Source organism: Williamsia limnetica (genome assembly GCF_003217475.1).
GTDB lineage: Bacteria > Actinomycetota > Actinomycetes > Mycobacteriales > Mycobacteriaceae > Williamsia > Williamsia limnetica.
Map to the genome: position 1 here is coordinate 149,196 of NZ_QJSP01000012.1, position 26,379 is coordinate 175,574.

Consider the following 26,379-nt stretch of genomic DNA (forward strand, 5'->3'; position numbering starts at 1 on the left):
CTCCAACATCGTTGATGGATGCGTCGAGCGCGGTTCCGGCTGCTCGATCGTGGACCCACGAAACAAACCATAAACCCAAGCTGAACCAGCGTGGAATCCTGCCCGAGTCGAACTGAGCTGCAAGGCATCTCGATTTAGGGTTGCCTTACCATTGTAACGATGCGGGGTGCGGTTCGCATGCAGGCTCCCGCAGGTACCGGTAAGGTCGTTCCATGCCCCCGGATATCGACTGGAAACTGTTGCGCAGCAAAGCTTTAGAGGCGATGCGCGGCGCCTATGCACCCTACTCTCACTTCCCGGTCGGCGCGGCCGCATTAGTCGACGATGGGCGTTTTGTGACAGGTTGCAATGTGGAAAATGTCTCATATGGTTTAGGGCTCTGTGCGGAGTGCTCGCTGGCCGGCAACCTGCACGTCTCCGGTGGTGGGCGCCTGCTGGCGCTCTCGTGCACCGACAGTCGCGGTGAGATCCTGATGCCGTGCGGACGCTGTCGGCAGATCCTTCTCGAGCACGGCGGCACCGAGATGCTGATCGATCATGCGGGCGGTCCGAGGCCGTTGGGGCAGTTGCTACCCGACTCGTTCGGACCTACCGACCTCGAGGCCGGCAGGACGTCGGCCGGCGGATCGGCAGAGGGGGACGAGCAGCGTGGATGACACCTTCGACACCGTCTCGGTGATCGCGACCAAGCGCGACGGCGGCGCCCTCAGCGATGCCCAGATCGACTGGGTGATCGAGGGGTTCACCGCAGGCGAGGTCCACGACGAACAGATGTCGGCCCTTGCCATGGCGATCCTGTTGCGGGGTATGGACCGCCGGGAGATCTCACGGTGGACCGCCGCGATGACCAACTCGGGGCAGCGGATGGACTTCCGCAGCCTGCGGCGCGGTGGCAAACCGCTGGTGACCGTAGACAAACATTCGACAGGTGGCGTGGGCGACAAGATCACCCTTCCTCTCGCTCCGCTGGTCGCCTCGTACGGAATTGCGGTGCCGCAGTTGTCCGGACGTGGTCTGGGTCACACAGGAGGCACTCTGGACAAACTAGAGGCCATACCGGGCTGGCGCAGCGACCTGACCTACGACGAAATCGTCGGACTACTGGAGTCCGTGGGCGCGGTGGTCTGCGCGGCCGGGGCGTCGCTGGCACCCGCGGACAAGAAGTTGTACGCGCTGCGTGACGTCACGGGAACGGTCGAATCCATCCCCTTGATCGCGAGTTCGATCATGAGCAAGAAGATCGCCGAGGGCACCCAGGCACTGGTGCTCGACGTGAAGGTGGGTTCCGGTGCCTTCATGAAGTCCGAGGCGGACGCCCGTGAACTGGCGCAGGTGATGGTCGAACTGGGCAACGAGGCGGGCGTCCGGACGTCCGCGCTCCTGACGTCCATGTCGGAGCCGCTGGGGATGACCGCGGGCAACGCACTGGAAGTCGCTGAGTCACTGGAGGTACTTTCCGGCGGCGGTCCACCTGATGTGGTGGAACTGACGCTGGCCTTGGCGACGGAGATGCTGGCCGCTGCCGGGGTGACCGGCGTCGACGTGGCCGAGAATCTCCGCAACGGAAAGGCGATGGATGTCTGGGAGGCGATGGTCCGTGGGCAGGGGGGCGATCCGAAGGCGGCACTGCCGCAGGCCGAGCATTCGGAGACGATCTCTGCCGAAGAATCCGGGGTGATCGAGTCGATCGACGCGATGGCGGTGGGCCGGGCGGCCTGGCGTCTCGGTGCGGGGCGCGCGCGGCAGGGGGAGACGGTTCAGGCCGAGGCGGGCGTCCGGCTGCACGTGCGTTCTGGCGACCGGGTGCAGTCAGGGGACCCCGTGTTCACGATGTACACCGCGACGCCCGAGAGATTCGGCTCGGGACGAGCTGCACTCGCGGGCTCGACCGTGATCGGGTCGACACCTCCGCAGACCCTGTCACGGGTGATCGATCGCGTTACGGTCGAGACATGACAACGTCGCCGCTGGATCTGCCGTCCATCGCACTCGCCCCCAAAGTGCTGCTGCACGACCACCTCGACGGTGGGCTACGTCCTGCGACCGTGCTCGAACTGGCGCGCGAGATCGGGTATGACGAGTTACCTGCCGACGACGTTGCCGCCGTGGGCGCCTGGTTCCGAGAGGCAGCAGACAGCGGTTCCCTTGTCCGCTACCTGGAGACGTTCACACACACGGTCGCCGTCATGCAGACGGCCTCCTCCCTCGAGCGGGTGGCTCGGGAGTGCGCCGAAGACCTCGCCGACGACGGGGTCGTCTACGCAGAGGTGCGCTTTGCCCCCGAGCAGCATCTCGAGAACGGACTGACCCTGGACGAAGTGGTCGAGGCAGTCCTGCGGGGCTTCGAGGACGGCGCAGCGCAGGCTGCCGACCGGGGCCGGCGGATCCAGGTGCGCACTCTGGTGACAGCGATGCGCCATGCGGCCCGCTCCCGTGAGATCGCTGAGCTGGCGGTGCGGTTCCGGCACCGCGGGGTCGTCGGATTCGACATCGCGGGGGCCGAAGCCGGGTATCCACCCAGCCGGCATCTCGACGCCTTCGAGTACATGCGGGCCAACAATGCGCCGTTCACCATCCACGCGGGGGAGGCTTTCGGGCTGCCGTCGATCCACGAGGCGATCAGCTTCTGTGGCACGGATCGGCTCGGCCACGGCGTCCGCGTCATCGAAGACATCACGCTGCCTGTCGGTGCGGATCCCGCCGCGGCCGCGTTCCCGGACGCGCGGCTCGGAGACGTGGCAAATTACGTTCGGGACAAGCGGATCCCGTTGGAACTGTGCCCGAGTTCGAACGTGCAGACCGGGGCGGTCGCGAGTCTGGCCGAGCACCCGTTCAACGTGCTCGCCCGGCTCCGCTTCCGTGTCACGGTCAACACCGACAACCGGCTGATGGGCGACACGACCATGAGTCGCGAGTGCAAGGTTCTCGTCGACCAGTTCGGCTACGGGTGGTCTGACCTCGAGCGGTTCACGGTCAACGCGATGAAGTCGGCCTTCATCCACTTCGACGAGCGACTCGCGATCATCGACGACGTCATCAAGCCGGGGTACGCGGTCCTCATCGGCTGACGGACAACTCCGCCGAGCGGGCCGAGCCGGCCGTCGAACGGGCCTGAACTGGCGTCGAGTGGGCCTTTACTCGCGCTTCTTGTCGAGCCGGGTCTCGAACTCGTGCTCGAGTGCGCGCCACGCCTCGGACTCGTTGTCGAACGGCGCGCTCGGAGCCATCCGCTTCGGGTCGGGGTTGAGCGCGTAATTGACGAACCACCCCAGTGGGGTGGTGGACCCGAGTGCCTCGGCGACCGAATCGTCGTCGGCGAAATCAGCGGCATCGGTGAACAATTCGACGGCGAGCTCGAGCTGACGGCGATCGATTCGGCGGGGGCCGTCGGCGATGTCGTCGGTCAGACCGGGCAGCACGTAGACGTTGTCGTCGTACACATCGATGTCGAGCGAACCGTCGGTCGCCGCGATCTGGATTTCTTCGAACGTGCTGACCGCAGACAGGTCGTGCTCGTTGTCGTCGGCCAGAAAACGTTCTAGGGCACGCTTCGACGTGAAGGCGAAGATCTTGCCATCTTTGCCGAGGAACACTGGATCGTCGTCCAAATAGCAACGCAGTGAGAAGAACTCACCGGCGCTGGTGATGATCTGGATCGGGTCGATACCGACCGCGCTCCAGAAGTCGTCCTCATCGATCTCGTCGTCGTCCTCGTCGAGATCGTCGCCTTCTTCGTCTTCGCTGTCGTCGTCCTGTGCATCGTCGTCACCGGCGGTCTCGTCACCGTCGACGAGTTCGACGTCGTCGTCTGGCTCGTCCTCGTCCTCGGCGCTGGCTGCAGCGAGCAGCTCGGCTTCGGCGACGGAAACAGCCTCCGAGTCGACATCGGGACTGCTGATGACGTCGTCGATGGCGTCGATGACGTCATCCCAGCGTTTGTCGATGAGAGTTCCGATGCGCTCCCACAGTTCGGCGCCATCTTTGCCGACGAAGTTGCGCGTACCGGTGGTGACGGCACCGAGGATCGGGTTCCCGTTGAAGAACTTGGTGATTGCGGTCAGCTCGCAGACCTCGCCGATGATCCTGACGATCTCCAGGACGTCTTCGAGCTTGGCGATCACCTCAGGGGTCGGATCCTCGGACGCCAGCTCGGGGACCGAGATCAGGTCATAAGACTTGTCCTCGGCCGGCTCGAGCTCGTCTGCCTTGAGACCGACCACGGTGTTCCAGGCAGGGTGCTCGACGAGGTCGTTGTCGGTGCCCGAACGGATGAACGCGACGAGCTCTGCGACGGAGCTGAACCCGTACAGATCTTCGTCGAGACCGAGGAAGGCCTCCCACTCGTCGTCGCCCTCGCGCCAGCGCGGAGCCCACAGGGTGAACGTGTTGCCCTCGGTGATTCCGAGTTCGATTGGGACGATGTCTCCGGCCATGGGGACAGAGCCTAGTCACCGACCCTGAGCGTCGGCCACCTCGCCTCGCCCGAAGTACGCAAGGTTTGCCGAGATTTGTCGATCTGGTCGCGACTCGGCGACTTCACTGCGAGGTCAGCGCGGCGCGGATCGGGCGGGCAGATCAGTTCGGCCGGTAGAAGCCTTCGAAGGTCTGGTCCAGATTCGAGGTCCGTACCGGGTTGACCTGAACGGGATCTCCCGCCTCGACCATCTGACCGTTGCCGACGTACATGGCGACGTGTCCCGACCACACGGCGAGGTCGCCCGGCTGCAGATCGGCGCGGGCCACCTGAACTCCGGCCGTGTCCTGTTCCTGCGCCAGCCTGGGCAGTTCGACCCCGGCCTCCCGGTAAGCCCACTGCGTGAGCCCGCTGCAGTCGAGACCCTGCCCGGGCGACGTACCTCCCCAGACGTAGGGCACGCCCTGCTGACTGAGCGCGGCCCGGACTGCCTTGGCCGCGCGCTCATTGGGTGCGTAGGCGACCGAACCGTCCGGCAGGGTGATCGCGACCCCGGTGCCACCCGGGTCGGTCGCCGACAATCCGGCGGGCACGGTGCTCGCCGGGTCGCCACCGGCGTCGGGTGCGGGGCTGCCTGCGGCGGATTCGACCGGACCGAACGCGGCGTTGCCCAGATTGCCCAACTCGGTACCGACACGGGCGAGCTGGGCGTCGACGGAACCCGATTCTGCCGGCGCGGTGGTGCGGCCGATTTCCAGTAGCCGGTCGGTGTCCGTTCGGAGCTCGGTACGGGTGCGTTCGACCACATCGATGCCGCGCTGCAGGTGTGTCATGGCCACAGGGAGGATGGCCGCCAGGCCCGCCGGTGTGTAGAGGGCCGGACCCATCGCAGCGGCGACAGCAACGAACGAGTCCACAATCGCCTGCAGCTCGCCGGCCGCCCGGCGTATCTTTTCACTGGCCGAGTCGATGACATCGGCGATCGCGGCGCTGTTGTCGGAGAAGTCGGCGGCGTCGACGGCAGCTCGGTCCATCACCGAGGTCGCACGGGCCGCGCCCACCCCCGACCAGGCGGAGTCCACATCCCTGTTGATGCGGGACTGCCGATTGCGGGCATCGTCGAGAACGGTTGCAGTGGCGCGCAACTGGGGGCCCGGGGCGCCTGCGGGCAACTCGCCGGTACCCAACGCGGCGAGCAGGGCCCGTAGCGGGATGATGAGCAACTCGATGGGGATCATCGCGCAGTCGCCGCGATCTGGGCGGAGTTGGTGTCATCGGCTCCGGTGTAGGTGTCGACGGCTCGGGTAAGGCCTTGGCCGAGTGCCTGCATCCTCGTGGCGAGATCGTCGATTTCTCGGCACTGCCGGTCGATGACCATCACCGCAGCGGCGGTGAACTCGGCCCCGATGAGGCCGAACGCGGGCGCAAGGACCGCTGCATCGACACGCCCAGCGAGGGCATGGGCGGCGATGTCTGCTGCGACCGAACGGGTGCCGGTTGCAGCGGTGGTCAGGGCGGCGGGATCAACGGAGACCGAACTCATGTGCATACGACGCTGTGGTCGGGGTGTCGGTTCCCTCGTATGGTGAGTCCATGCAGATCCGAGCAGTTGATCATCCGTTGGCCGCCGCCAGGCTGACCACCCTCCGCGACGAGACCACCGGCAACGCCGCCTTTCGCGGCGCACTCTCCGATCTCACCCAGATGCTGATCTACGAGGCGCTGATCGGTGCACCGGTGACCGAGGTGCCGATCACGACTCCCGTGGTCGCGACGACCGGAGTGAAGCTGGCGTCGCCGCCCCTGCTCGTCCCCGTGCTGCGGGCCGGATTGGGCATGGTCGAGCAGGCACACGCGATGGTCCCGGAGGCGAACGTCGGGTTCGTGGGGATCGCGCGCAACGAAGAGACCCGGGAGCCGGTGCCCTACCTGGAGTCGCTGCCGGACGATCTGACCGGTCAGCCGGTGTTCGTCCTCGACCCGATGCTGGCAACCGGAGGTTCGATGCTGCACACGATCGAGCTGTTGGTCTCGCGCAAGGCCACCGACATCACTGCGGTGTGTGTCGTGGCCGCGCCCGAAGGTGTTGCGGCGCTAGAGAATTCCGGATATCCCGTACGACTGGTCACCGCAGCCATCGACGATGGTCTCAACGAGGTCGCCTACATCACGCCCGGTCTCGGCGATGCGGGCGACCGTCAGTTCGGTCCTAGGTAGAGCGCGCGGCCCAGCGGCCGCCGTCGCGGCGCACCTGGACCGGGTGATCGAAGCACTTGGTGATGGTGGCCGAGGTCAGCGCCTCGTCGACGTGACCTTGGACCACCGTTTCGCCGTCACGGAGCAGCAACGCATGACTGGTGCTCGTCGGTAGATCCTCGAGATGGTGGGTGACCAGCACGCTGGCCAGATCGGGTACTTCGCGGCGCAACTGGTCGACGCTGGTCAGCAGTTGCTCACGCGCGGCCAGATCCAGGCCGGTGGCGGGCTCGTCGAGAAGGATCAGCGACGGCTTGGCCATCAGCGCCCTCGCTATCAGGGTCCGTCCGCGTTCGCCTTGGCTCATGTTGGTCCACAACGACTTCCGCCGTGCCGTCATGCCCAGTAGTTCGAGGAGCTCGTCGGCGTGCCGATGTTCGTCGCCGGAGTAGTCGCGTCGGTGATCCAATTCGGGGGTGTTCGTCAGACCGGTGAGCACCACGTCGTGGGCCGACAGGGGCAGGTCGAGGCGATGTCTGGGATCGACGTGGCCGATGTGGGTGCGCAGCTCGCGCATGTCGACGCGGCCCAGCCGGCGGCCCAGGACGTCGACGGTGCCGCGCGTCGGGTGTCCGAACGCGCCGAGGATGTGCAACAGGGTCGACTTCCCGGCGCCGTTGGGGCCGAGCAGTGCCCAGTGTTCGCCCGCCTCGACGGTGAAGCTGATGTCACGCAACAGGTATCGTCCGCCCCGCACCACATCGATGTGGGCGGCATGAAGTACCTCTCGTGGTGCGAGTGTGTTCAAGGTGTCAGTTGGTCCAGTAGTAGATCATCGGTTCGGCAGCCAGCACGGCGCCGCCGTCGCTGATGGTGAGAGAGGAACCGTCCACCAGATACGTGGTGCTGTTGTTCACCGCGGTGAATCGGTTGCCCGACCGCGTCGGGTACTGGATCTCGATGGCGCCGCCGTCGGCGAGACCTTTGTAATAGTAACGGCCGGTTTGGTTGCCGACCTGGCAGACAACCACTTTGGACCGGTCGGTCTGCCCGATCATCACCGCGGGATCGCCGGCGGCATTGCAGCGTGGTCCGCTGAGAAACCCTTGACCATCTGCGCCGGGGACGTTCGGGTTGGGCAGATTCGGGGTCGTGATCGGTGTCGTGGCGGTCGGGGTGAGCGAGCTGGTCGGGGCTCCGGTGGAGGGCGTCAGGGTGATCGTCTTGGTGGATGTCTGCTGCGTCGGAGTGGCGGTCGTGCTCGTGTTCGATCCCGTCGCGTTGTCCTCGTCAGATGGGATCAGGAGAAAGCCCAGCAGGACGGCGATCGCCAGGACCACCGCGCCCGCGACGATCGCGCCGATGACCACCGGAGACGCCCACGGCGACTTCGGCGGTGTCGGGGGGTAGTTGCCGGTCACGGGCTCACCCTACCGGCGCACCGACGCCGCGAACTCGGCCACCTGCGCACCGAGTGCGTCGAGTTGCGCCCGTGCCAGGGCCTTGGCGGCGCCGAGTTCGGTGCCGGGCGCGAGCGCCACTTCCAGATAGAACTTCAATTTCGGCTCCGTCCCGGAGGGGCGTGCGATGACGCGAACCTGGTCGTGGTCGGTCGAACCTGTGAATTGCACGGCATCGGTCGCCCGTGGTCCCGTCCGGGCAGAGAGGTCCTCCATCGTGACCGCGGTGCCCGCGAGGGATGGCGGCGGGTCGGTGCGCAGGGCTGTCATCACGTGGTCGATGTCGCTCAAATGATCGACACGGATCGCGTACTGGCCGGTCGCGTGCACGCCGAACTCGGTGAACAGATCATCGAGGCGATCACCGAGACCCAGGCCGTTCGCGACGAGTCGCTCGGCGAGAACGCACACCGCGACGGCAGCGCTGATCCCGTCTTTGTCCCGCACCGCGTCCGGGTCCACGCAGTGACCGATCGCTTCCTCGTATGCGTAGACCAGCCCTTCGCCGGCGCGGACCAGCCACTTGAAGCCGGTCAGCGTGGTCACGTGGCGTGCCCCGGAGGCTGCTGCGATCTTGCCGAGCATGGTCCCCGACACGATCGTGCTGGCAACCAGGGCGTTCTCGTCCTTGTGCGCGGCGATGATGTCCGCGCCGAGCAACGCGCCGGTCTCGTCTCCGGTCAGCATGCGCCACGCACCGTCGACATATGCGCCGACAGCGCATCTGTCTGCGTCAGGGTCGAGCGCGATGGCGAGGTCGGCATCGGCGTCGCGGGCGAGGTCGAGGAGCAGGTCGGAAGCACCTGGTTCCTCCGGATTCGGGAATTTCGCGGTGGGGAAGTCGGGGTCGGGGCTGTGCTGCAGTCCGACGACGGTCACATCATGAAAACCGCACTCGCGCAGTGCCTGTACGGCGATGTCGCCGCCCACGCCGTGCATGGCCGTCAGCGCGACGCGGATGCGGCGCCGCTCCCCGCTCCCGAATATGGTCACCAGACGTGACAGGTACCGCTCGACGTTCGCGTGCGCCCGGGTGTCGGCAACGACCGGCACGCGGGGGACCTCTCTGGCGGGTCCCACCCGGGCGATGAGTTGCTCTATCTCGGCGTCGGCCGGTGGGATCAATTGAGCTCCCTGCTCCAGATACACCTTGTAGCCGTTGTCGGCGGGCGGGTTGTGTGACGCCGTGATCTGGATGCCCGCGACAGCGTCCAGGTCGCGGACAGCGAACGCGACCAGCGGTGTCGGGCCGGGCTCTGGTAGCGCGATCACGTCGAATCCTTGGGCCGCAAGAACTTCCGTGGTCGCTGCGAAGAAGTCTTCGGATCCGTGCCTGGCGTCGCGGCCCACCACGACAGAACCGCCGCGGTGACCGTGATCGACCAGCCATTGCCCGACGGCCGCGGTGGCTCGTGTGACGACCGCGACGTTCATGCCCGCCGGCCCGGCCCTCACCGGCCCGCGCAACCCGGCGGTACCGAAATGCAAGGTGTCCGAGAAACGTTCAGCCAGCGCTTCGGGGTCGAGCGCGCGCAACTCGGCTTGCGTCCGGGGGTCGGGGTCGGCGTCGATCCACGCGTTCACCTGCTCGTCGGTCATCGGAGTCAGATCTGTTCGATGACCTGGGCGAGCAGGTGGCCCATCCGGGTCGCCGAGGAGCGACCCACCTCGAGCACTTCCTCGTGATCGAGCGGTTCGCCGGTGATGCCCGCCGCAAGATTGGTCACCAGTGAAATGCCCAGCACATCAAGCTTTTCCGCTCGCGCGGCAATCGTCTCGTGGACCGTCGACATCCCGACGAGGTCTGCCCCGAGGACGCGCAGCATCTTGATCTCCGCCGGCGTCTCGTAGTGCGGACCGGGTAGGCCCGCGTAGACGCCTTCGGCCAATGACGGGTCGACGTTCTGTGCGATCTGTCGTAGACGCGGTGAGTAGGCGTCGACCAGGTCGACGAACTGTGCACCGGCCAAGGGGGACCGCGCGGTGAGGTTGAGATGGTCGCTGATCAGCACCGGTTGCCCGACGGTCATGTCCTCGCGTAGGCCACCCGCGGCATTGGTCAACACCAGTGTGCCGACCTGGCAGGCGGCCGCGGTGCGGACCGCGTGCACCACGCTCGCGAGCGGATGCCCCTCGTAGGCATGGGTTCTGCCCAGCAGGACCAGGACCGACCGGCCGCCGATTCGCAGGGAATGAACCGTTCCGGAGTGCCCCTCGGCGCTCGGGGGCGTGAAACCGGGCAACTCGGCCATCGGGATGCTGGCGGCGGGGTTGCCCAACGCGGCAGCGGCCGGGGCCCATCCTGATCCGAGAACCACCGCGACGTCGTGGCTCGCTGCTCCCGTCGCCGCGGCGATTGCCTCGGCTGCCTCTCGGGCCGCGCGTCGGGGGTCGGTCGTGGGGTCTGCGTTAGAACCTCGCTCTGACATGGTCACAACCTTAAGACGATATGGTCGCTCCATGCCGTACGTGAGGACCGATGACGCTGTACACACCCTGTATCTCGGTGCAGAGGGCGCCGAGCTCGATGAGACGAACCCGGAGAACAGGTTCGGGATGGACTGGCTCGACCAGGTGAACGCCCAGCTCGATCAGGTCGTCGAGGCCGCTCCCGGCGCGCTCGTGATCACCGCGACCGGAAAATTCTTCTCGAACGGGCTCGACGTCGATTACATCGGCGCAAACGGGGACAAGCTGCCTGCCTACCTCGACCGTGTGCACGCACTCTACGTGCGGGTCCTGACATTGCCGATGCCCACGGTCGCGGCCGTCAACGGACATGCCTTCGGTGCCGGGGCGATGCTGGCACTGTGTGCAGATCACCGGATCATGCGCACCGAGCGTGGGTTCTGGTCGCTTCCCGAAATCCTGCTCGGGATGCCTTTCACGACCGGTATGGCGTCCCTGCTGCGGACACGGCTGCCCGATCCGACCGTGACCGAGGCGATGACCACCGGCAAACGCTACGGCGGTGCCGACGCCGTCGACGCCGGGATCGTGGAGCAAGCTGTCGACATCGAGCAGCTCGTGCCCGCAGCCGTGGACATCGCCGCAGGTCGAGCGGCTGTAGCAGGTCCGACGCTCGCGCTGATCAAAAAGGGTCTGCGCGCGCCGCTGCTGGCCGACCTCGAGCGGCCGACACCGCCGTCGCTGCTCGGATGACTTGAACCGAACACGCGTTGGGCCGAGTGAGAGAATGACCTGATGACCCAAACCAGGCAGCGAGGCGAGCGTGCGGTGCGTGCGGTCGCCGGTGACCTGGTCGAGTTGTCGCACTCGCTGCACTCGGAACCGGAATTGGCGTTCGAAGAGCATCGCAGCGCGGCCAAGGTGTCTGAACTGCTAGCCGGGTACGGATTCGAGGTGACACCGGGGGTGGCAGATCTGCCCACCGCCTTCACCGCGGTATACGGCTCCGGCGACTTGGTGGTCGGCCTGTGCGCCGAATACGACGCACTGCCCGGGATGGGCCACGCCTGCGGTCACAACATGATCGCTGCGATGACGGTCGGTGCCGCCCGCGGACTTGCCGAGATCGCCGACGACCTGGGCATCACGGTGCTGGTACTGGGTACGCCCGCAGAGGAGACCGGCGGCGGCAAGATCGTGATGGCCGACGCCGGGGTGTTTGATCGGGTGGCCATGTCGATGATGGTCCATCCCGGCCGCGCGGACGAGATCGCCGCCAGTTCACTGGCTCTCGCGGACCTGGCAATTCGCTATACCGGGCTCGAATCACACGCCGCCGCAGCACCGGAGCGTGGCCGCAACGCAGCAGACGCCTTGACGGTCGCGCAGGTGTCGTTGGGTTTGCTGCGGCAGCACCTGAGGTCCGGACAGCAGCTGCACGGCATTGTGAGCGACGGCGGTCGTGCCCCGAATATCGTTGCAGGACACACTGAGTTGCTGTATTACCTCAGGGCACGCGACCAACTGTCGCTCGATGACCTGCGCGAGCGTGCGGAGGGGTGCTTTGCTGCCGGCGCGATGGCGACCGGCTGTTCCTACGAAGTCGCGACGGTGTCACCGACCTACCTCGAACTGCAGCAGGATGCTCGACTGCTGTCGGCCTACCGCGAAGCGATCGTCGATTCGGGCCGGCCGATGGTACCGACCGGACTCGAAGGGGTCCGGCCCCTCGGGAGTACCGACATGGGCAATGTCAGTCACCTGATGCCCGTGATCCATCCGCTGATCGGGATCGACAGCGGTGGGGCCGGGACGCACGAGATCGAATTCGCGGCCGCCGCGGCGTCGGAGTCGGCAGATCGGGCTGTGGTCGACGGGGCGGTGGCGCTCGCCGCGACCGCGGTGCATGCAGCACTCGACCCGGAGTTGCGGGACGAATTGCTGCAGGCGCACGAACAACGAACGGGTGGACAACCGCAGACGGCGGGTCAGAGACGATGAGTGTGTACAGAAAATGAGTGGGCAAGCAGTGGAATCGGAACGCTTTCTGAAAGAGCTGGACAACTGGGTCGGCGAGAACAGTGCACAGCTGGTGGCCTGGCGACGCGATTTTCACGTCCATCCCGAGCTGTCCCGGGGTGAACTCCGGACCACCCAGGTGGTGGTCGAGGAACTGCGGAAGGCCGGATTGTCGCCGCGGGTACTCCCGCAGGGCGTCGGCGTCGTGTGCGACATCGGGCCGGCAGGGCCGCTGGTGGGCCTGCGGGCGGACATGGATGCGTTGCCTATCGCCGAGATGACGGGGCTGTCGTTCTCGTCCACTGTGGAAGGCGTCTCGCACGCCTGCGGGCACGACGGTCACACCGCGATCCTGCTCGGTGTCGCCAAGGCGCTCGCGTCGATGGGGGATCTGCCCATCGGCGTGCGGCTGGTGTTCCAGGCGGCCGAGGAGGTGATGCCCGGTGGGGCGCTGGACGCCGTGACCGCAGGCGTGACCAGGGGTGTCTCGCAGTTCTACGCGCTGCACTGCGATCCGAAACTCGAGGTCGGGAAGGTCGGGCTGCGCGCCGGTCCGATCACCTCTGCGGCTGATCACGTCGAGGTGGTACTGCATTCGCCGGGTGGGCACACCTCGCGGCCACACCTGACCGCGGACCTCGTCTACGCGATGGGCACGGTGATCACCGGCCTGCCGGGTGTGCTGTCCCGCCGGATCGATCCGCGCACCAGCACCGTGATGGTGTGGGGCGCGGCGAACGCGGGCGACGCACCCAACGCCATCCCGCAGGAAGGACGTCTACGCGGCACCGTGCGCACGGGCGATCACGCGACCTGGGCGCTACTCGAGCCGCTGGTGCGCGAGATCATCGCGGGATTGCTGGCACCGTTGAGCGTGCGCTACGACCTCGTCTACAAGCGCGGTGTGCCGCCGGTGGTCAATGACGCGGTGTCGACCGAACTCCTCAGTCAGGCAATTGCTTCGGTGGGTCCGAATGCTCTGGCCGACACCCCGCAGTCCGGTGGGGGTGAGGACTTCTCGTGGTATCTCGAGAATGTCCCGGGAGCCATGGCACGCCTGGGTGTTTGGAGTGGACACGGCCCGCAGGTGGATCTGCACCAACCCAACTTCGACCTCGACGAGCGAGCTCTGGCCGTGGGGGTGAGGACACTCGCGGGTGTCGTGTTGCAGGCGGGCCTGCACGCCCGATAGGTCAGGATTCCGCGGAGGGTGATTCCGGGCCGGGTCCGACGTTCCGGGACTCGCGGACCCGAAGTTGATGAACGTAGTCGTCAGGCGCGCCGGCGATCTCTGCTGCCTCGGCCATGACGCCGAGGTAGCGGGCAGAGGGCAGACCACCCTCGAAGGCGTCGAGAACGTACAGCCATGCCAGGACCGGACCGTTCGCAGTGTGGATGCGGGCCCGGATCTTGCGGTGGATCTCGAGCTCGGATCCTTCCCAGCGGTCCAGGCTGCCCTCATCGTCCTCGGTGACGTCGTAGAGCACGACGAAGACCCGGGCGTCGGGATCGTCGCGGTCTTCGGTGACCGTGGCCAGCGCACCTTCCCAGCCGATGTCCCCGCCACCGAAGGTCAGACGCCAGCCGTACAGCCACCCGGTTCCCGCCATCGGCGAGTGGGGAGCTCGCTCGAGCATCTGTTCGGGATGCATGTTGGACCCGTAGGCGGCATAAATCGGCACGGGAGGAGCCTAGATGGTCTGCTCCCCATCGGGAAAGTGGGAAGGGCGATCGACTAGATTCGACACGTGGCGACACCCCCGCCGACAGCCCATCAGGCCCATCCGACACCCCAGGGAGTTGACCTGAAATGACAAAGATCGTGATCATCGGCGGAGGACCGGCCGGATACGAAGCGGCCCTTGCCGCAGCGAGCTACGGCGCCGACATCACCGTGGTCGACAGCGACGGCATGGGCGGTGCCTGCGTGCTGTGGGACTGCGTCCCGTCGAAGACCTTCATTGCGTCGGCCGGGATTCGCACCGAGGTGCGCAGGGCTGTTGACCTGGGGATCAACCTCAAATACGACGGCGCGCTGGTGTCACTGCCGCAGATCCACGAGCGTGTCCGGGACCTTGCTTTTGCGCAGTCCTCAGACATCCGGTCCCGGCTCCTCACGGAGGGTGTCCGGATCATCCACGGGCGCGGACGGCTGACCGAACCCGAGGCCGGTTTCGCGGCTAGGCACCGCGTGGTGGCGACCCCGTTCGAGTTGGACGGCGCGGACGGCCCGGAGGAGATTCTCGAGGCGGATGTGGTGTTGGTCGCCACCGGCGCGTCGCCGCGTGTCGTCCCCGGTGCGGAGCCGGACGGCGAGCGGATTCTCAACTGGCGCCAGATGTACGACCTCAACGATTTCCCTGAGCATCTCGTTGTCGTCGGCTCCGGCGTCACGGGTGCCGAGTTCGTGCACGCCTACACCGAGCTCGGCGTGCAGGTGACGATGGTGTCGAGCCGTGACCGGGTGCTGCCCGGCGAGGACGAGGATGCGGCCCTGGTGCTCGAGGACGTGCTGGCCGAGCGCGGCGTCAAGCTCGTCAAGCATGCCCGTGCCGACAGGGTGGAGCGCACCGCCGACGGTGTGATCGTGCATCTCGCCGACGGACGAACAGTGGAGGGCTCGCACTGCCTGATGACGGTGGGTTCTGTCCCGAACACCAGTGGACTCGGATTGGAAGCCGTCGGCATCGAGCTGGCACGTGGTGGCTACCTACAGGTGGATCGGGTGTCGAGGACGGCGGTCCCCGGGATCTATGCGGCAGGAGACTGCACGGGTCTGCTGCCGTTGGCGTCGGTCGCGGCCATGCAGGGACGTATCGCGATGTATCACTCGCTGGGTGAGGGTGTCACCCCGATCAAGCTCAAGACTGTCGCGTCGGCGATCTTCACCCGTCCGGAGATCGCGACCGTCGGGGTGACGCAGGCCGCCATCGATTCCGGCGAGTACCCGGCCAGGACGGTGATGTTGCCGTTGGCGACCAACCCACGAGCCAAGATGAGCGGTTTGCGGAGGGGTTTCGTCAAGATCTTCTGCCGGCCCGCCACCGGTGTGGTCATCGGTGGGGTCGTGGTCGCGCCCAATGCGTCTGAGCTGATACTGCCGATCGCGTTGTCGGTGCAGAACAAGTTGATGGTGAGCGATCTGGCGCAGACGTTCTCGGTGTACCCGTCCTTGTCCGGTTCGGTGACCGAAGCGGCGCGGCAGCTGGTTCGGCACGACGATCTGGACTGAACCTCACCCGCCTACGAATTCGCGCCACTTGCCGGCGTTCGCGCCGGGTGCAACCGGGGCGTTCGCGCGCAGCTGGCGCGTATGTCTTGGTTCTCTCCCGACTCCCAAATGGTGGGATAGTCATTTCACACTTCGAACAGCTGGGGTTAGCCTGCTTGTAGTAGCGGCGTACACCTGAGCCGTTGTTCGGTGACCACACTCATCACCTCCTGTCGTAATATCCGTCGTCTTCTTCTGGAGTGTGGTTGTGATGACCCTTGACCTTGCATATGCACCGTCCGATGCGTTGGCCAACGTCCGCGGCTCGGCCATCCGCGATTTGCTCAAGCTGACCGAGCAGCCGAATGTTCTGAGCCTTGCCGGAGGTCTACCGGCCACGGAATTGATTCCGGCGCAGCGGATATCCGAAACGGCGGCGCGTGTGAGCGCTGATCCCGCCGCGTTGCAGTACACGGTGAGCGCGGGCGTGATGTCTTGTCGTGAGGTTGTTGCCGACTACGTCGGAGTGCGCGACGTCGGGCAGGTGTTGTTGACGCACGGATCGCAACAGGCACTGTTCTTGTTGGCGCACGCTTTGCTGAATCCCGGTGATCTGGTGGTGGTCGATGATCCCGTGTACGTCGGGGCGTTGCAGGTGTTCCAGTCGGTGCGCGCTCGGATTCGAGCTCTGCCGATCACCGCGCACGGTCTCGATGTCGACCTGCTGCGACGATGGCTCGAAGCTGGTGAACGCCCGCGGATCATCCACACGGTCAGCAACTTTCACAACCCCGCGGGTGTGTCTGCCTCCCGGTCGACGCGGATTGAGTTGGCACGTCTGGCAGATGAGTACGGCTTCCTCATCATCGAGGACGATCCGTATGGGCGGCTTCGATTTGCCGGTCGAAGTATCGAACCCATCGCTGCGCACAGTGATCGTGTGGTGTTACTGGGCTCTGCCTCCAAAGTGTTGGCGCCTGCGCTGCGGGTGGGATGGATGAGTGGCCCGCCCGACGTGATCGGGTTGGTTGAGCGCCTGCGGCAAGGTGTCGATCTGTGTGGCTCCACCTTCAGCCAGCTGGTGGTCGCGGAACTGCTGGCCGATCACACGTGGTTCGCTGAGCACATCGATGTCATACGGCAGGAATATGGTTCGCGGGCAGCGGCTTTGACGTCAGCACTGAGGGAAACTCTCGGAGGACGCGTGACATTCACCGACCCGGAAGGTGGAATGTTCTGTTGGGTGCGTATGCCCGGTGTCGACACCTCGGCGCTGTTGCTGGAGGCGGTGGCGGCTGGGGTGGCGTTCGTTCCCGGCGCGGCCTTCGGAGTAGAAGCGGATTTCGGCGACTGCCTCCGGTTGAGCTTCGCGACGTTGACGCCTGACGAGCTCGCCGAAGGGGTTCGGCGGCTGGCGGTCGCCGTCGCGGTGTTGGACCGGGGGTAGATCAACGGAGGGCATCTCGGCACGAAAGTATTCGAACAAACATTCGACATATTCGAAAAGTGTTGGTATGATAGGAAAAAGCGTTCGATCGAGGGTCTGGGGGGGACTTCGGATGGCTGACTCTTCGTCTACTGATTCACCGGTTGTCCCGGTCCTGGTCGGTAAGTATCTCGAGCTGGAGGTGCTGCTGGCGGAGATTGCTGATGCCGGCTCGTCTGATCTTGATGACGTAGAGGTCAATGAGCTTGTGCGGGTGCATGAACGAATGTCCCGGAAGTTGGAGTTCGTTGGGCTTGATCGGCTGTTGGAGGTCTCGGATCGGTCGTCGTTCGTCAAGGCGGGGTATCCGTCGTTGTTCGGGTTCGCGCGCAAGGAGTTGCGGCTGAGCAAGGGCGCGACCGGTGAGCGGACGAGGGCGATGGAAGCGGTCGCGAAGTTCCATACCTTGCAGGGTGAGCAGCTGCCGCCGAAGTGCCCAGCGACGGCCCGCGCGTGGGCGGAGGGTGCGATCGGGTTTGCCCATGTCGGGGTGATTTTGGATGTGCGCAAGGAGATCCCATCGAAAGCCGGTCCGGATGTGTTCGATGTGGTCGACCAGTGGATGTCTGACGATGCCAGGGACAAAGACCCGACCGAGCTCAAAGAGTCGGGCCGCGACATCCTCGCGCGGGTCGATCCAGATGGGTCATTGACCGATGATGCCGATCGCGCCCGCAAACGCACGTTCACCAAAGGGTCGCAAGGTGTGGACTTCATGGCCACCGTCACCGGTCGGCTTGATCCGCAGACGTACGCGATGCTCGAGACGGTGATGGATGTGTGGGCGGCGCCGGGGATGAACAATCCGGCCGACCCGGACAGCCCCTCGGGTGCGATAGACGACCCCGGCCAGGACGGGCAGTTGATCGAGGCCGCCGCCCAGCGCGACACCCGCAGCCTCGGGCAGCGGCGCCACGACGCACTCAAAGCGATCCTGAAGACCATTCTCGAATGCAACCTGCTCGGCAAATCCCATCGAGGGTTGCCGGTGCAGATCATCGTCAACCTCACCAAGGCGCAACTCGAGGAGGCGGCGGGGGTCGCGACCACGGCGTCCGGGGTCGACATCCCCGTCAAGGATCTGCTGGATCTGGCGGCGCGATCGGACAAGTCGTTGGCGGTGTTCGAGAACCATTCGGCGGCGGTGCTGTACTTCGCGCGGGCCAAACGGGTCGCGCAACTCGAGCAGAGGTTGGCGATCATCGCCCGCGATCGGGGATGTAGCTTTTCGGGCTGCCGAATGCCCGCGACGTGGGCCGAGTTCCATCACGTGCTGGCGTGGATCGACGGTGGCCTGACCGATATCGACTCCCTGACCCCGGCCTGCGTGCCGCATCACCGGATGATCGGGCCCGGCAAATGGGCGACAGTGATGATCACCGACGGCCCGGACACAGGCCGGGTGGCGTGGATACCACCGGTCTACGTCGATCCGGAGCAAAAACCCCGGGTCAACCGGGCCCACCACGTCAACGAAACCATCGAAGCGGCCTGGATCGAGATCCTCGCCCAACGCCAAGCGGCACTCGAAGAACGCGAAGAACAACTCCAACTCGCACCACCGCCCACCTCGCCTGACGACAGCGGCAGCGATGCTGGCAGCGATGGTGGCAAGGACTCCGACCCGCCTGAGCAGGGCTGATAAGCCCACCAGCACTGAGCACGGCATCAGAACGTTTCTGGTGTCGCGCTCAGTGCTGTCTGTTGGAACCGATCGCGATCCGCTAACGTCCTATCTCTGGCGTGGGGTGCATCGCAGGGGTTCGAGCGAAGGGGGAGTCGTGACTGATGAAGTGAAGTTCACCAACGAGCAGTGGGACGCACTGGCTGAGGCGGCTGAGGTGTTTGCGCAGACGTTAGACGACGAGCGAGGTTTGCTCACGCACGTGTTAGGCACGAATTGGGCGGGGGAGTGCGCCGAAGGTGTCGGAGTTACGGAGAATCTAAAAGACCTACTTCGGGGTGCCGATGCTTCTTTCGCGACGGCTATTCGAGATGAAGCGCAATATTTGCGAGCATTTGCGGCCCAATGCGTCAACTCCAAAAATGCGCTGAACGGTTCCGACATGGGAAGCGCGATTCAATTCAAAAAATGATTGCTAAATCTGGCTTATTGGTGCTGATTCTGCTCAGTGTTGTTGCATGTCAAACCGCGAACACTAACACTAAGGCGGTACCTGCTCCCGGGTATTCTCAGGCCCAGGCGTCGTCGACTTTGGGCACTCCGATTCCGCTCCCGTTTGAGAATAGGTTCCCCAATAGATGGAACGACTCCAACAACGGGACACCGTTCGAGCCATGCGTTGCATACACGGATCGTGAGTTAAAACGGTTCGACGTGGATCCCTCTGTTGTAGAGGATGTCGCGCAAGTCGACGGTCAGGGCACGCGTGGATGTCGTTGGTTTATGCGTGACGAGTTCGATCTGGGGCAGGTGGTAACCAATGCCTCTTCGTTGTCCGAGTACCGCACGGCGTCCCCTGAACTGAGGTGGCTACCCGATCTCGTTGTTGATGGTCGGATCGTCGGAAGTTTCGTCATAGATGACGGCACAGATAGCACCTGCTCAACGTACGTGCAATCTTTCGGAGCGGGTGTTGTAACCAACGTGGTTGCCTCTTCCTCGCAGAAGGGCAGGGCTATGAACGCTTGTGCCCTTGTTGAGGATTTCACTCGCGCCTACATCGAGAAGATTCCCGGATGAATGGCATGACTGGTCTCGTCGTGCGACCGATCTTGTTCCAGACTGCAGCGCAGCGACGCGCCCGGAAAGCACTCAAGTTTGGAACGGGGGACATTTGGCGCCGAGAGATATAAGTCAGACTGACTGGATCAGCCATGCGATCGACGAGATGCGCAGAATATGCGCGACAATGGAACCCGGTTCTGCAGAAGAAGACGCTGAGGCGATTCGGCTGATCGCGTCGCGGATCACCCTTGCTGCGGATATGTACTACGCGAAGCTGGCTGCGCTGTATCCAGAGGGCGATTTCCATGGGGAGTCGGTCACCGGATCGCGCCACGCCACCATCGCGGGTATTCGGCACATGGACGACTCGGCGTCTGTCGGGATCAAGATCGCTGATCAAATCAGTGCCATCTCGGCCATCCTCTCATCCACCCAGGGCAGCGTTGCTGACCTGGACGCCGAGTTCGGCACCAGCCAGAGCGCAGCGGAACGCTTTCGGCAACAGCAGCAACTCGCCAAGACCATGACGGACGTCTACAGCAACCCGGTCATCGGAGCGAACAGCTCGATGCCGGAGTACTCAGCAGCACCATTGCCACAACTGGGCGGAGACTTCCAACCGGTGAACACCTCAACAGCAGGCGGTGTCGGAGGTGGTAGCTCAGGAGACAACTCGGGGCTCATCGGCGGTATGTCGGGCGGCGCCGGTCCGGGCGGCCCAGGTGGACCCGGAGGGCCCGGCGGCCCGGGCGCCGGTCAAGTTTCGTATGGGGGCGACCCGGCGGCAGACGTCCCGTTGGCGTTGGGCAACTCTGCGCAGACAACGGCCGCTGACGCCGGCGGACCTGGGGCAGGGCCGCTGAACGGTGCATTCGGCAGTCCGATTCCAGCAGGCGGCCAAAGCCAAGGGGCGGGCACAACGAACGCGGCCATGAACTCCGCCCGCGGCCAGTCGGGGAGTGGACTTGGTGGCCGAGGCGGAGCCGGCGGCGGCTCAGGCGGTGCGGGAGGCGGGAGGGCCAGCGGCGCAGGTGGGCTCGGCGGGTCCGCTTCAGAGCCGAGTCCGCTTGCCAGACGACCCATAACACCGCTGGCGTCACCGTCGGCCGGAACCGGCGCAGCGCCGGGATCCGGCCCGGCAACATCCACGCGTGGCGGCTCCCCGATGGTCCCACCCGGCGGAGCCGGACGAGGCGGTCGCGACGCCAACGGGGAACATCGTGCGGCGTCCTACCTACACACCAGAGAGAACGCGGAAGAGATGATCGGGCCCCTGCCGCTCGTCGGCCCGCCGGTCCTCGGCGATTGGGCCCGCCCCGTCGACACCAGCGCCGCGGATGTGACGCCGATGAACCCCGACGCGCTGACCGACAACGACAAGACCGACAACAACAAGACCGACAACAGCGACGACTCCAACCGAACGTGACGCGCCGGATGGCTCACGCCAGGTTGAAGCTGCGCTCGACGGCGGTGTTCCATTCGGCGAACCGGGCGTCGCGGTCGTCGGCGTCCATCACCGGATCCCACTGCTTGTCCTGCGCCCAGTTGTCGCGAATCTCTTGTTCGCCTTCCCAGTAGCCGACGGCGAGACCGGCCGCATACGCAGCACCTAACGCTGTGGTCTCGTTGACGACGGGTCGCACCACGGGTACTCCAAGGATGTCCGACTGGAACTGCATCAGCATCTCGTTGACCACCATGCCGCCGTCGACCTTCAGCGTCGACAATTCCACGCCCGAGTCGGCCTGCATTGCCTCGATGACTTCGCGCGTCTGAAAGGCGGTGGCCTCCAGCGCAGCCCGCGCGATGTGCCCTTTGGTCACGAATCTGGTCAGTCCGACGATCACTCCACGGGCGTCCGGGCGCCACCGGGGTGCGAACAGACCCGAGAACGCCGGCACGAAATACACGCCACCGTTGTCGTCGACCAGTTTGGCGGTCTCCTCGATGTCGCTGGAGGAGTTGATCAGTCCGAGGTTGTCGCGCAACCACTGAATGAGTGAACCGGTGACGGCAATAGACCCTTCCAGTGCGTAGATCGGTTTCTTGTCGCCGAGCTTGTAGCAGACGGTGCTGAGCAGTCCGTGGCTGCTGTGGACCACCTCTTCGCCCGTGTTGAGCAGGAGGAAATTACCTGTGCCATAGGTGTTCTTGGCTTCCCCCGGTTCGAGACACGCCTGCCCGAAGGTTGCGGCCTGCTGGTCACCGAGAATTCCGGCGATCGGTACGTCCGCGAGGCGCCCGCGCTCTCGGACCTTTCCGTACACTTGCGACGAACTGCAGATTTCGGGAAGCAGACTCGTGGGAATCTGCATCTCCCGGCAGATCTCCTCGTCCCACTCGAGCGTTTCCAGGTCCATCAACATCGTGCGCGAGGCGTTGGTGACATCGGTCAGGTGCCGCCCGCCATCGGGGCCGCCAGTCATGTTCCAGACCATCCAGCTGTCCATCGTCCCGAAACACAGTTCACCGGCTTCGGCGCGATCGCGGGCACCGTCCACATTGTCGAGTAGCCACCGGATCTTTGGGCCCGCGAAGTACGTCGACAGTGGCAAGCCGGTGCGCTCCTGATAACGCCCGGCGCCCTGGTCTCCGGCCAACTCCTCGCACAGGGCGGCAGTTCTGGTGTCCTGCCAGACGATGGCGTTGTGGATCGGTTCGCCGGTGGATCTGTCCCACACCAGCGTCGTCTCCCGTTGGTTCGTGATGCCTACCGCCTTGATGTCGGCGGTCTGCAGATCCTCCGACGCCAGCGCGGCCGCCACGACACGGCGGGTGTTTCGCCAGATTTCGACACCGTCGTGCTCCACCCACCCCGCTTTGGGGAAGATCTGCTCGTGTTCCACCTGTTCGGAGCTGACGACATTGCCGGAATGATCGAAGATCATGCAACGCGTCGACGTGGTTCCCTGATCGATGGCGGCGATGTAGCCGGTGCTGTTGGTCACGCAATCGAGTTTCCCACGACCCCGCCGGCAATCAGGCGAAACCGGGCACGCCGGGTGCGCTCGCCCTGACTGACTAGTTACCAGCGGGTAACGTGGGTGACGGCACGGCACATCACCTGTGACCAGAGGAGATTGCGATGAGTGCGTCTGCATTCGATCCGGACCGACCCGCTGACCTCGGGCCCCGTTATCGGGACAACGCCTGGCAGCGGTTGTCGACAGAGCAGTTCGACGTCGTCGTGGTCGGTGGTGGCATCGTGGGCGTGGGTACCGCTCTCGACGCCGCAACCCGAGGCCTGCGCGTTGCGCTGGTCGAAGCCCGCGACATCGCGTCGGGCACGTCCAGTCGGTCGTCGAAGATGTTCCACGGCGGTCTCCGCTACCTCGAGCAACTCGAGTTCGGGCTGGTCCGCGAGGCCCTGCACGAGCGAGAGCTGTCGCTGAGCACGCTGGCTCCGCACCTGGTCAAGCCGCTGCCCTTTCTCTACCCGCTGACCCACCGGGTGTGGGAGAGGCCCTACGTCGCTGCAGGCCTGTTCCTCTATGACTCGCTGGGCGGCGCCAAATCGGTTCCCGGACAACGACATGTGACGCGCTCGGGCGCCCTGCGAATAGCTCCCGCTCTCAAACGGAACTCTCTCTCCGGCGGAATCACCTACTACGACACCGTCGTCGACGATGCTCGCCACACCCTCACAGTCGCCCGCACCGCATCTCACTACGGTGCGGTGATCCGAACGTCGACACAGGTCACCGGATTTCTCCGCGAGGCCGATCGTGTCAGCGGTGTCCGTGTCCGCGACACGGAGACCGGTGACACGGCGGAGGTTCGCGGCCACTGCGTCATCAATGCCTCGGGCGTCTGGACCGATGAGATCCAGGCACTGTCCAAGCAGCGCGGTCGCTTCCGGGTCCGGGCGTCCAAGGGCGTGCACATCGTGGTGCCGCGCGACCGCATCATGAGTGAATCGGCGATCATCCTGCGGACCCCGAAATCCGTGCTGTTCGTGATCCCCTGGGAGACCCACTGGATCATCGGCACCACCGACACCGACTGGAACCTCGACCTCGCGCACCCGGCCGCCACCCGCGCCGACATCGACTACATCCTTGAGCGCGTCAACGAGGTGTTGGTGACCCCGCTCAGCCACGACGACATCGAAGGCGTCTACGCAGGACTACGGCCGCTGCTCGCCGGCGAGAACGACGAGACGTCGAAGCTGTCCCGCGAGCACGCGGTCGCCGAGGTCGCGCCAGGACTGGTGGCCATCGCCGGCGGCAAGTACACCACTTATCGGGTGATGGCCGCTGACGCGGTGGACGCGATCACCGATTTCATCCCCGTCCGCGTTGCCCCGTCTGTCACAGACAAGGTGCCGCTCGCCGGAGCCGAGGGCTATCACGCCCTCATCAACCAGTGCGATCAGCTCGGACAGCGATTCGGACTGCACCCGTACCGCATTCGCCGGCTCCTCAATCGTTACGGCTCGATGATCGACGAGGTGCTGGCGTACGCGAAGAAGGACGAAAGCCTGCTCCAACCTCTCGCCGCTGCACCGCAGTACCTACGGGTCGAGGTCGTGTACGCAGTGGTCAGCGAGGCGGCGCTGCATCTCGAAGACGTGCTCGCCCGCCGCACTCGCATCGCCATCGAATATCCCGATCGCGGTGTGAAATCGGCCAGGGAAGTGGCCGAACTCATTGCTCCGCTGCTCGATTGGGACAACGAGAAAAAGGAGTTCGAGATCGAGACCTACCTGGCACGCGTAGAGGCAGAGGTCTCGTCGCAACGCCAGCCGGACGACGAGTCCGCCGACGCCCTGCGCGCGGCGGCTCCGGAATCCCGGGCCGAACTGCTCGAACCGGTACCGGTTCCGGACTGACCTCGAACTAGCGGGCCGGCTCGTAGCGGAGCAGGGTTACGCCATCCTCGGGATGATCGAAGAACACCGGTCGAACCCGCATGCCGATCTGCAGGTCGGCCGGATCGACGTTGACCATCTCGGTCGACAGCCGTGGGCCCTCGTCCCACTGCACGACGGCCAGCAACTGCGGCACCGAGTTGGCGAAGTGCGGCGACACCGGCTTGCGGGCGATGGTGAAGGTGTACAGCGTCCCCTCTCCTGAGATCTCCCGCCATTCGAGGTCGTCGGCGAGTGTCCCGGGCGCGAGAATGCGAGGGTAGAAGACGTACGTCGCCAGTGACGGCGAGTATTGAATCCGAATTCGATGTTCGGACAACGCATCCCAGAAGGGCGCACTCACCGGTGTCTTCACCGGCATGGGTGGGGTGAATGTCATGGCGTTCACGCTTTCTAGTCGCCCTGCAAGACCAGGGTGGTTTGTTCGCCCATGACTCCGCCGTTGCCGGACACGAATGCGCGATTGCAGTCGGGCACTTGAGCTTCGCCGGACCGCCCCATGATCTGGCGGGTGGCGTCGCAGACATGGTGCATGCCGCCGGCGAGACCCGCTTGCCCGAATCCGAGCTGACCACCTGCGGTATTGAGTGGGAAGTCGCCGCGGAAGGTCAGGTCGTGGGAGTTCACGAACTCCATACCTTTGCCCTTCTCGCAGAAGCCGGCGTCCTCGAGGCTCATGAGCACAGTGATGGTGTAGCAGTCGTAGATCGACACCATGTCCATGTCGGAACGATCGAGGCGGCTCATGTCGAACGCGGAGTCGGCGGCGTGGGTGATGGGGGTCTGCAACAGGTCTTGGGCGTAGGTCGGAGTCTTGTACGCGACGTGCTCGCCGAACCCCTTGATCCAGACCGGCCGGTTCTTGGACCGTCGCGCCACGTCCGACGACGTGACCAGGACGGCTGCGCCACCCGAGCACGGCATCACGATCTCGAGTCGGTGCAGCGGGTCGGCGATCACCGGGCTGGCCAGAACGTCTTCGATGGTCAATGGCTTGTCGTAGAAGATCGCGTCGGGCGTGTGGTTCGCGTTGACCCGTTGATCGACCACGATTTTCGCGAGCGCTCGTTCGTCGTAGCCGTAGACCGAACCGTAGAGCTGCGCGATCTGCCCGTACGGTCCGTTCTGGCCGAGGTTGCCGAAGGGGATGTCGAACTCGGCTTGCGGAGAGCCGTACCTGTTGGACGACGATCCGTACAGCAGGATGTCGGTGAGGCTGTCCGGTAGCGGCTTCTTGGGTGAGTGTGGGACGCCGTAGTCAGCCGGGAGCACGCACAAGACGGCCTGACAGATGCCGAGTTCGACGGCGGCCGCGGCCCGCCAGACCATCGCTGCCGCCGATGCACCACCGAGGTCGACGACCTCAGCGAAGTTGACTCGGGCGCCCAAATATTCGGCGATCGTCGAGGGTACGAACATCTCTGATTCGAGCAGGGTCGAGGTGACGATGCCGTCGATCTCGATACCGGTCAGCCCCGCATCGGCGATGGCCGAGGCCGACAGCGTGGCCCACTGTTCGAGGGTGAAACGGGGAGTCCGGGTCGACACCTTCTGCGGTGGCAGCTCGGTGTATCCCACGATTGCTGCATCGCCCCGAAAGCCCATGGATACTCCTGCGTCGA

The 26,379-nt window shown here is 65.1% G+C and carries 25 protein-coding genes; 14 read left to right on the plus strand and 11 right to left on the minus strand.

The window, feature by feature from the left end; all coding sequences use genetic code 11:
- The first annotated feature begins 212 nt into the window (after positions 1–212).
- Genes DFR67_RS20280 through DFR67_RS20290 form a run of 3 tightly spaced genes read left to right on the plus strand, consistent with a single transcriptional unit; the run spans position 213 to position 3,068 of the window.
- Positions 213–656, plus strand: a complete 444-nt coding sequence (locus tag DFR67_RS20280) for a cytidine deaminase (protein WP_110471304.1) — start codon at positions 213–215, stop codon at positions 654–656.
- Entirely contained in the window at positions 649–1,956 is a 1,308-nt protein-coding gene (locus DFR67_RS20285) for a thymidine phosphorylase (protein WP_245938058.1), read from the plus strand. The genes DFR67_RS20280 and DFR67_RS20285 overlap by 8 nt, the downstream gene beginning before the upstream one ends.
- Entirely contained in the window at positions 1,953–3,068 is a 1,116-nt protein-coding gene (locus tag DFR67_RS20290; RefSeq protein ID WP_110471306.1) for an adenosine deaminase, read from the plus strand. Before DFR67_RS20285 ends, DFR67_RS20290 begins: the two co-directional genes overlap by 4 nt.
- 66 nt (positions 3,069–3,134) lie before the next feature.
- Here the strand turns inward: DFR67_RS20290 and DFR67_RS20295 are convergent, their stop codons facing one another.
- The 3 genes from DFR67_RS20295 to DFR67_RS20305 all read right to left on the minus strand — a co-directional run bounded on the left by DFR67_RS20295 (position 3,135) and on the right by DFR67_RS20305 (position 5,957).
- Positions 3,135–4,433 carry a primosomal protein gene (locus DFR67_RS20295; RefSeq protein ID WP_110471307.1) on the minus strand — a complete coding sequence of 433 codons (1,299 nt, stop codon included), beginning with the start codon at positions 4,431–4,433 and terminating at the stop codon, positions 3,135–3,137.
- Positions 4,434–4,575: 142 nt separating this feature from the next.
- A complete protein-coding gene (locus tag DFR67_RS20300) occupies positions 4,576–5,652 on the minus strand; it encodes a C40 family peptidase (RefSeq protein WP_110471308.1) in 1,077 nt (358 codons plus the stop codon).
- The gene (locus DFR67_RS20305) at positions 5,649–5,957 is read right to left on the minus strand and encodes a type VII secretion target (protein WP_158540000.1); all 309 of its coding nucleotides are present in this window, start codon (positions 5,955–5,957) and stop codon (positions 5,649–5,651) included. Before DFR67_RS20305 ends, DFR67_RS20300 begins: the two co-directional genes overlap by 4 nt.
- Positions 5,958–6,007: 50 nt before the next feature.
- Here DFR67_RS20305 and upp point away from each other — a divergent pair, with 50 nt between their 5' ends.
- Positions 6,008–6,631, plus strand: a complete 624-nt coding sequence (gene upp, locus DFR67_RS20310; protein WP_084838302.1) for a uracil phosphoribosyltransferase — start codon at positions 6,008–6,010, stop codon at positions 6,629–6,631.
- Here upp and DFR67_RS20315 read toward each other — a convergent pair.
- The 4 genes from DFR67_RS20315 to DFR67_RS20330 are packed head-to-tail and all read right to left on the minus strand — an operon-like array spanning position 6,624 to position 10,499.
- The gene (locus DFR67_RS20315; protein ID WP_110471310.1) at positions 6,624–7,418 is read right to left on the minus strand and encodes an ABC transporter ATP-binding protein; all 795 of its coding nucleotides are present in this window, start codon (positions 7,416–7,418) and stop codon (positions 6,624–6,626) included. The genes upp and DFR67_RS20315 overlap by 8 nt on opposite strands.
- Positions 7,419–7,422: 4 nt before the next feature.
- Entirely contained in the window at positions 7,423–8,031 is a 609-nt protein-coding gene (locus DFR67_RS20320; RefSeq protein ID WP_110471311.1) for a hypothetical protein, read from the minus strand.
- 9 nt (positions 8,032–8,040) lie between these two features.
- A complete protein-coding gene (locus tag DFR67_RS20325; RefSeq protein ID WP_110471312.1) occupies positions 8,041–9,669 on the minus strand; it encodes a phospho-sugar mutase in 1,629 nt (542 codons plus the stop codon).
- Between the two features lie 5 nt (positions 9,670–9,674).
- Complete coding sequence (locus DFR67_RS20330) at positions 9,675–10,499, minus strand: purine-nucleoside phosphorylase (RefSeq protein WP_110471313.1); 825 nt, start codon at positions 10,497–10,499, stop codon at positions 9,675–9,677.
- 31 nt (positions 10,500–10,530) lie between these two features.
- Here DFR67_RS20330 and DFR67_RS20335 point away from each other — a divergent pair, with 31 nt between their 5' ends.
- The 3 genes from DFR67_RS20335 to DFR67_RS20345 are packed head-to-tail and all read left to right on the plus strand — an operon-like array spanning position 10,531 to position 13,690.
- Positions 10,531–11,232, plus strand: coding sequence for an enoyl-CoA hydratase/isomerase family protein (locus tag DFR67_RS20335; RefSeq protein WP_110471314.1), 702 nt, complete (start codon positions 10,531–10,533; stop codon positions 11,230–11,232).
- Between the two features lie 42 nt (positions 11,233–11,274).
- On the plus strand, positions 11,275–12,480 hold the full coding sequence (locus DFR67_RS20340) for a M20 family metallopeptidase (protein WP_110471315.1): 1,206 nt from the start codon (positions 11,275–11,277) through the stop codon (positions 12,478–12,480).
- Between the two features lie 13 nt (positions 12,481–12,493).
- Positions 12,494–13,690, plus strand: coding sequence for a M20 family metallopeptidase (locus DFR67_RS20345; RefSeq protein ID WP_110471316.1), 1,197 nt, complete (start codon positions 12,494–12,496; stop codon positions 13,688–13,690).
- Between the two features lies 1 nt (position 13,691).
- Here DFR67_RS20345 and DFR67_RS20350 read toward each other — a convergent pair whose 3' ends face one another.
- Positions 13,692–14,180, minus strand: a complete 489-nt coding sequence (locus DFR67_RS20350; RefSeq protein WP_110471317.1) for a gamma-glutamylcyclotransferase family protein — start codon at positions 14,178–14,180, stop codon at positions 13,692–13,694.
- A gap of 128 nt (positions 14,181–14,308) precedes the next feature.
- Here DFR67_RS20350 and DFR67_RS20355 point away from each other — a divergent pair, with 128 nt between their 5' ends.
- From DFR67_RS20355 to DFR67_RS20380, 6 genes are all read left to right on the plus strand, one after another.
- Entirely contained in the window at positions 14,309–15,730 is a 1,422-nt protein-coding gene (locus tag DFR67_RS20355) for an NAD(P)H-quinone dehydrogenase (protein ID WP_110471318.1), read from the plus strand.
- A gap of 250 nt (positions 15,731–15,980) precedes the next feature.
- Positions 15,981–17,156 (plus strand): aminotransferase-like domain-containing protein, encoded by a 1,176-nt coding sequence (locus DFR67_RS20360; RefSeq protein ID WP_110471319.1) that lies wholly within the window; start codon positions 15,981–15,983, stop codon positions 17,154–17,156.
- Between the two features lie 112 nt (positions 17,157–17,268).
- A complete protein-coding gene (locus DFR67_RS20365; RefSeq protein ID WP_158540001.1) occupies positions 17,269–18,837 on the plus strand; it encodes an HNH endonuclease signature motif containing protein in 1,569 nt (522 codons plus the stop codon).
- Positions 18,838–18,976: 139 nt separating this feature from the next.
- Positions 18,977–19,291, plus strand: a complete 315-nt coding sequence (locus DFR67_RS20370; RefSeq protein ID WP_110471321.1) for a hypothetical protein — start codon at positions 18,977–18,979, stop codon at positions 19,289–19,291.
- Positions 19,288–19,899, plus strand: a complete 612-nt coding sequence (locus DFR67_RS20375) for a DUF3558 family protein (protein WP_110471322.1) — start codon at positions 19,288–19,290, stop codon at positions 19,897–19,899. Before DFR67_RS20370 ends, DFR67_RS20375 begins: the two co-directional genes overlap by 4 nt.
- Positions 19,900–20,068: 169 nt before the next feature.
- On the plus strand, positions 20,069–21,313 hold the full coding sequence (locus DFR67_RS20380) for a hypothetical protein (protein ID WP_110471323.1): 1,245 nt from the start codon (positions 20,069–20,071) through the stop codon (positions 21,311–21,313).
- 13 nt (positions 21,314–21,326) lie between these two features.
- On the opposite strand, the gene glpK is transcribed toward DFR67_RS20380, so the two are convergent.
- Positions 21,327–22,814, minus strand: coding sequence for a glycerol kinase GlpK (gene glpK / locus DFR67_RS20385; RefSeq protein ID WP_110471393.1), 1,488 nt, complete (start codon positions 22,812–22,814; stop codon positions 21,327–21,329).
- A 158-nt stretch (positions 22,815–22,972) separates the two neighbouring features.
- Between glpK and glpD the strand changes: the two genes are divergently transcribed.
- On the plus strand, positions 22,973–24,718 hold the full coding sequence (glpD, locus tag DFR67_RS20390) for a glycerol-3-phosphate dehydrogenase (protein ID WP_110471324.1): 1,746 nt from the start codon (positions 22,973–22,975) through the stop codon (positions 24,716–24,718).
- A gap of 7 nt (positions 24,719–24,725) precedes the next feature.
- On the opposite strand, the gene DFR67_RS20395 is transcribed toward glpD, so the two are convergent.
- Positions 24,726–25,136 (minus strand): Zn-ribbon domain-containing OB-fold protein, encoded by a 411-nt coding sequence (locus tag DFR67_RS20395; protein ID WP_110471394.1) that lies wholly within the window; start codon positions 25,134–25,136, stop codon positions 24,726–24,728.
- 14 nt (positions 25,137–25,150) lie between these two features.
- Positions 25,151–26,362 carry a thiolase family protein gene (locus DFR67_RS20400; protein ID WP_110471325.1) on the minus strand — a complete coding sequence of 404 codons (1,212 nt, stop codon included), beginning with the start codon at positions 26,360–26,362 and terminating at the stop codon, positions 25,151–25,153.
- Positions 26,363–26,379: the final 17 nt, after the last annotated feature.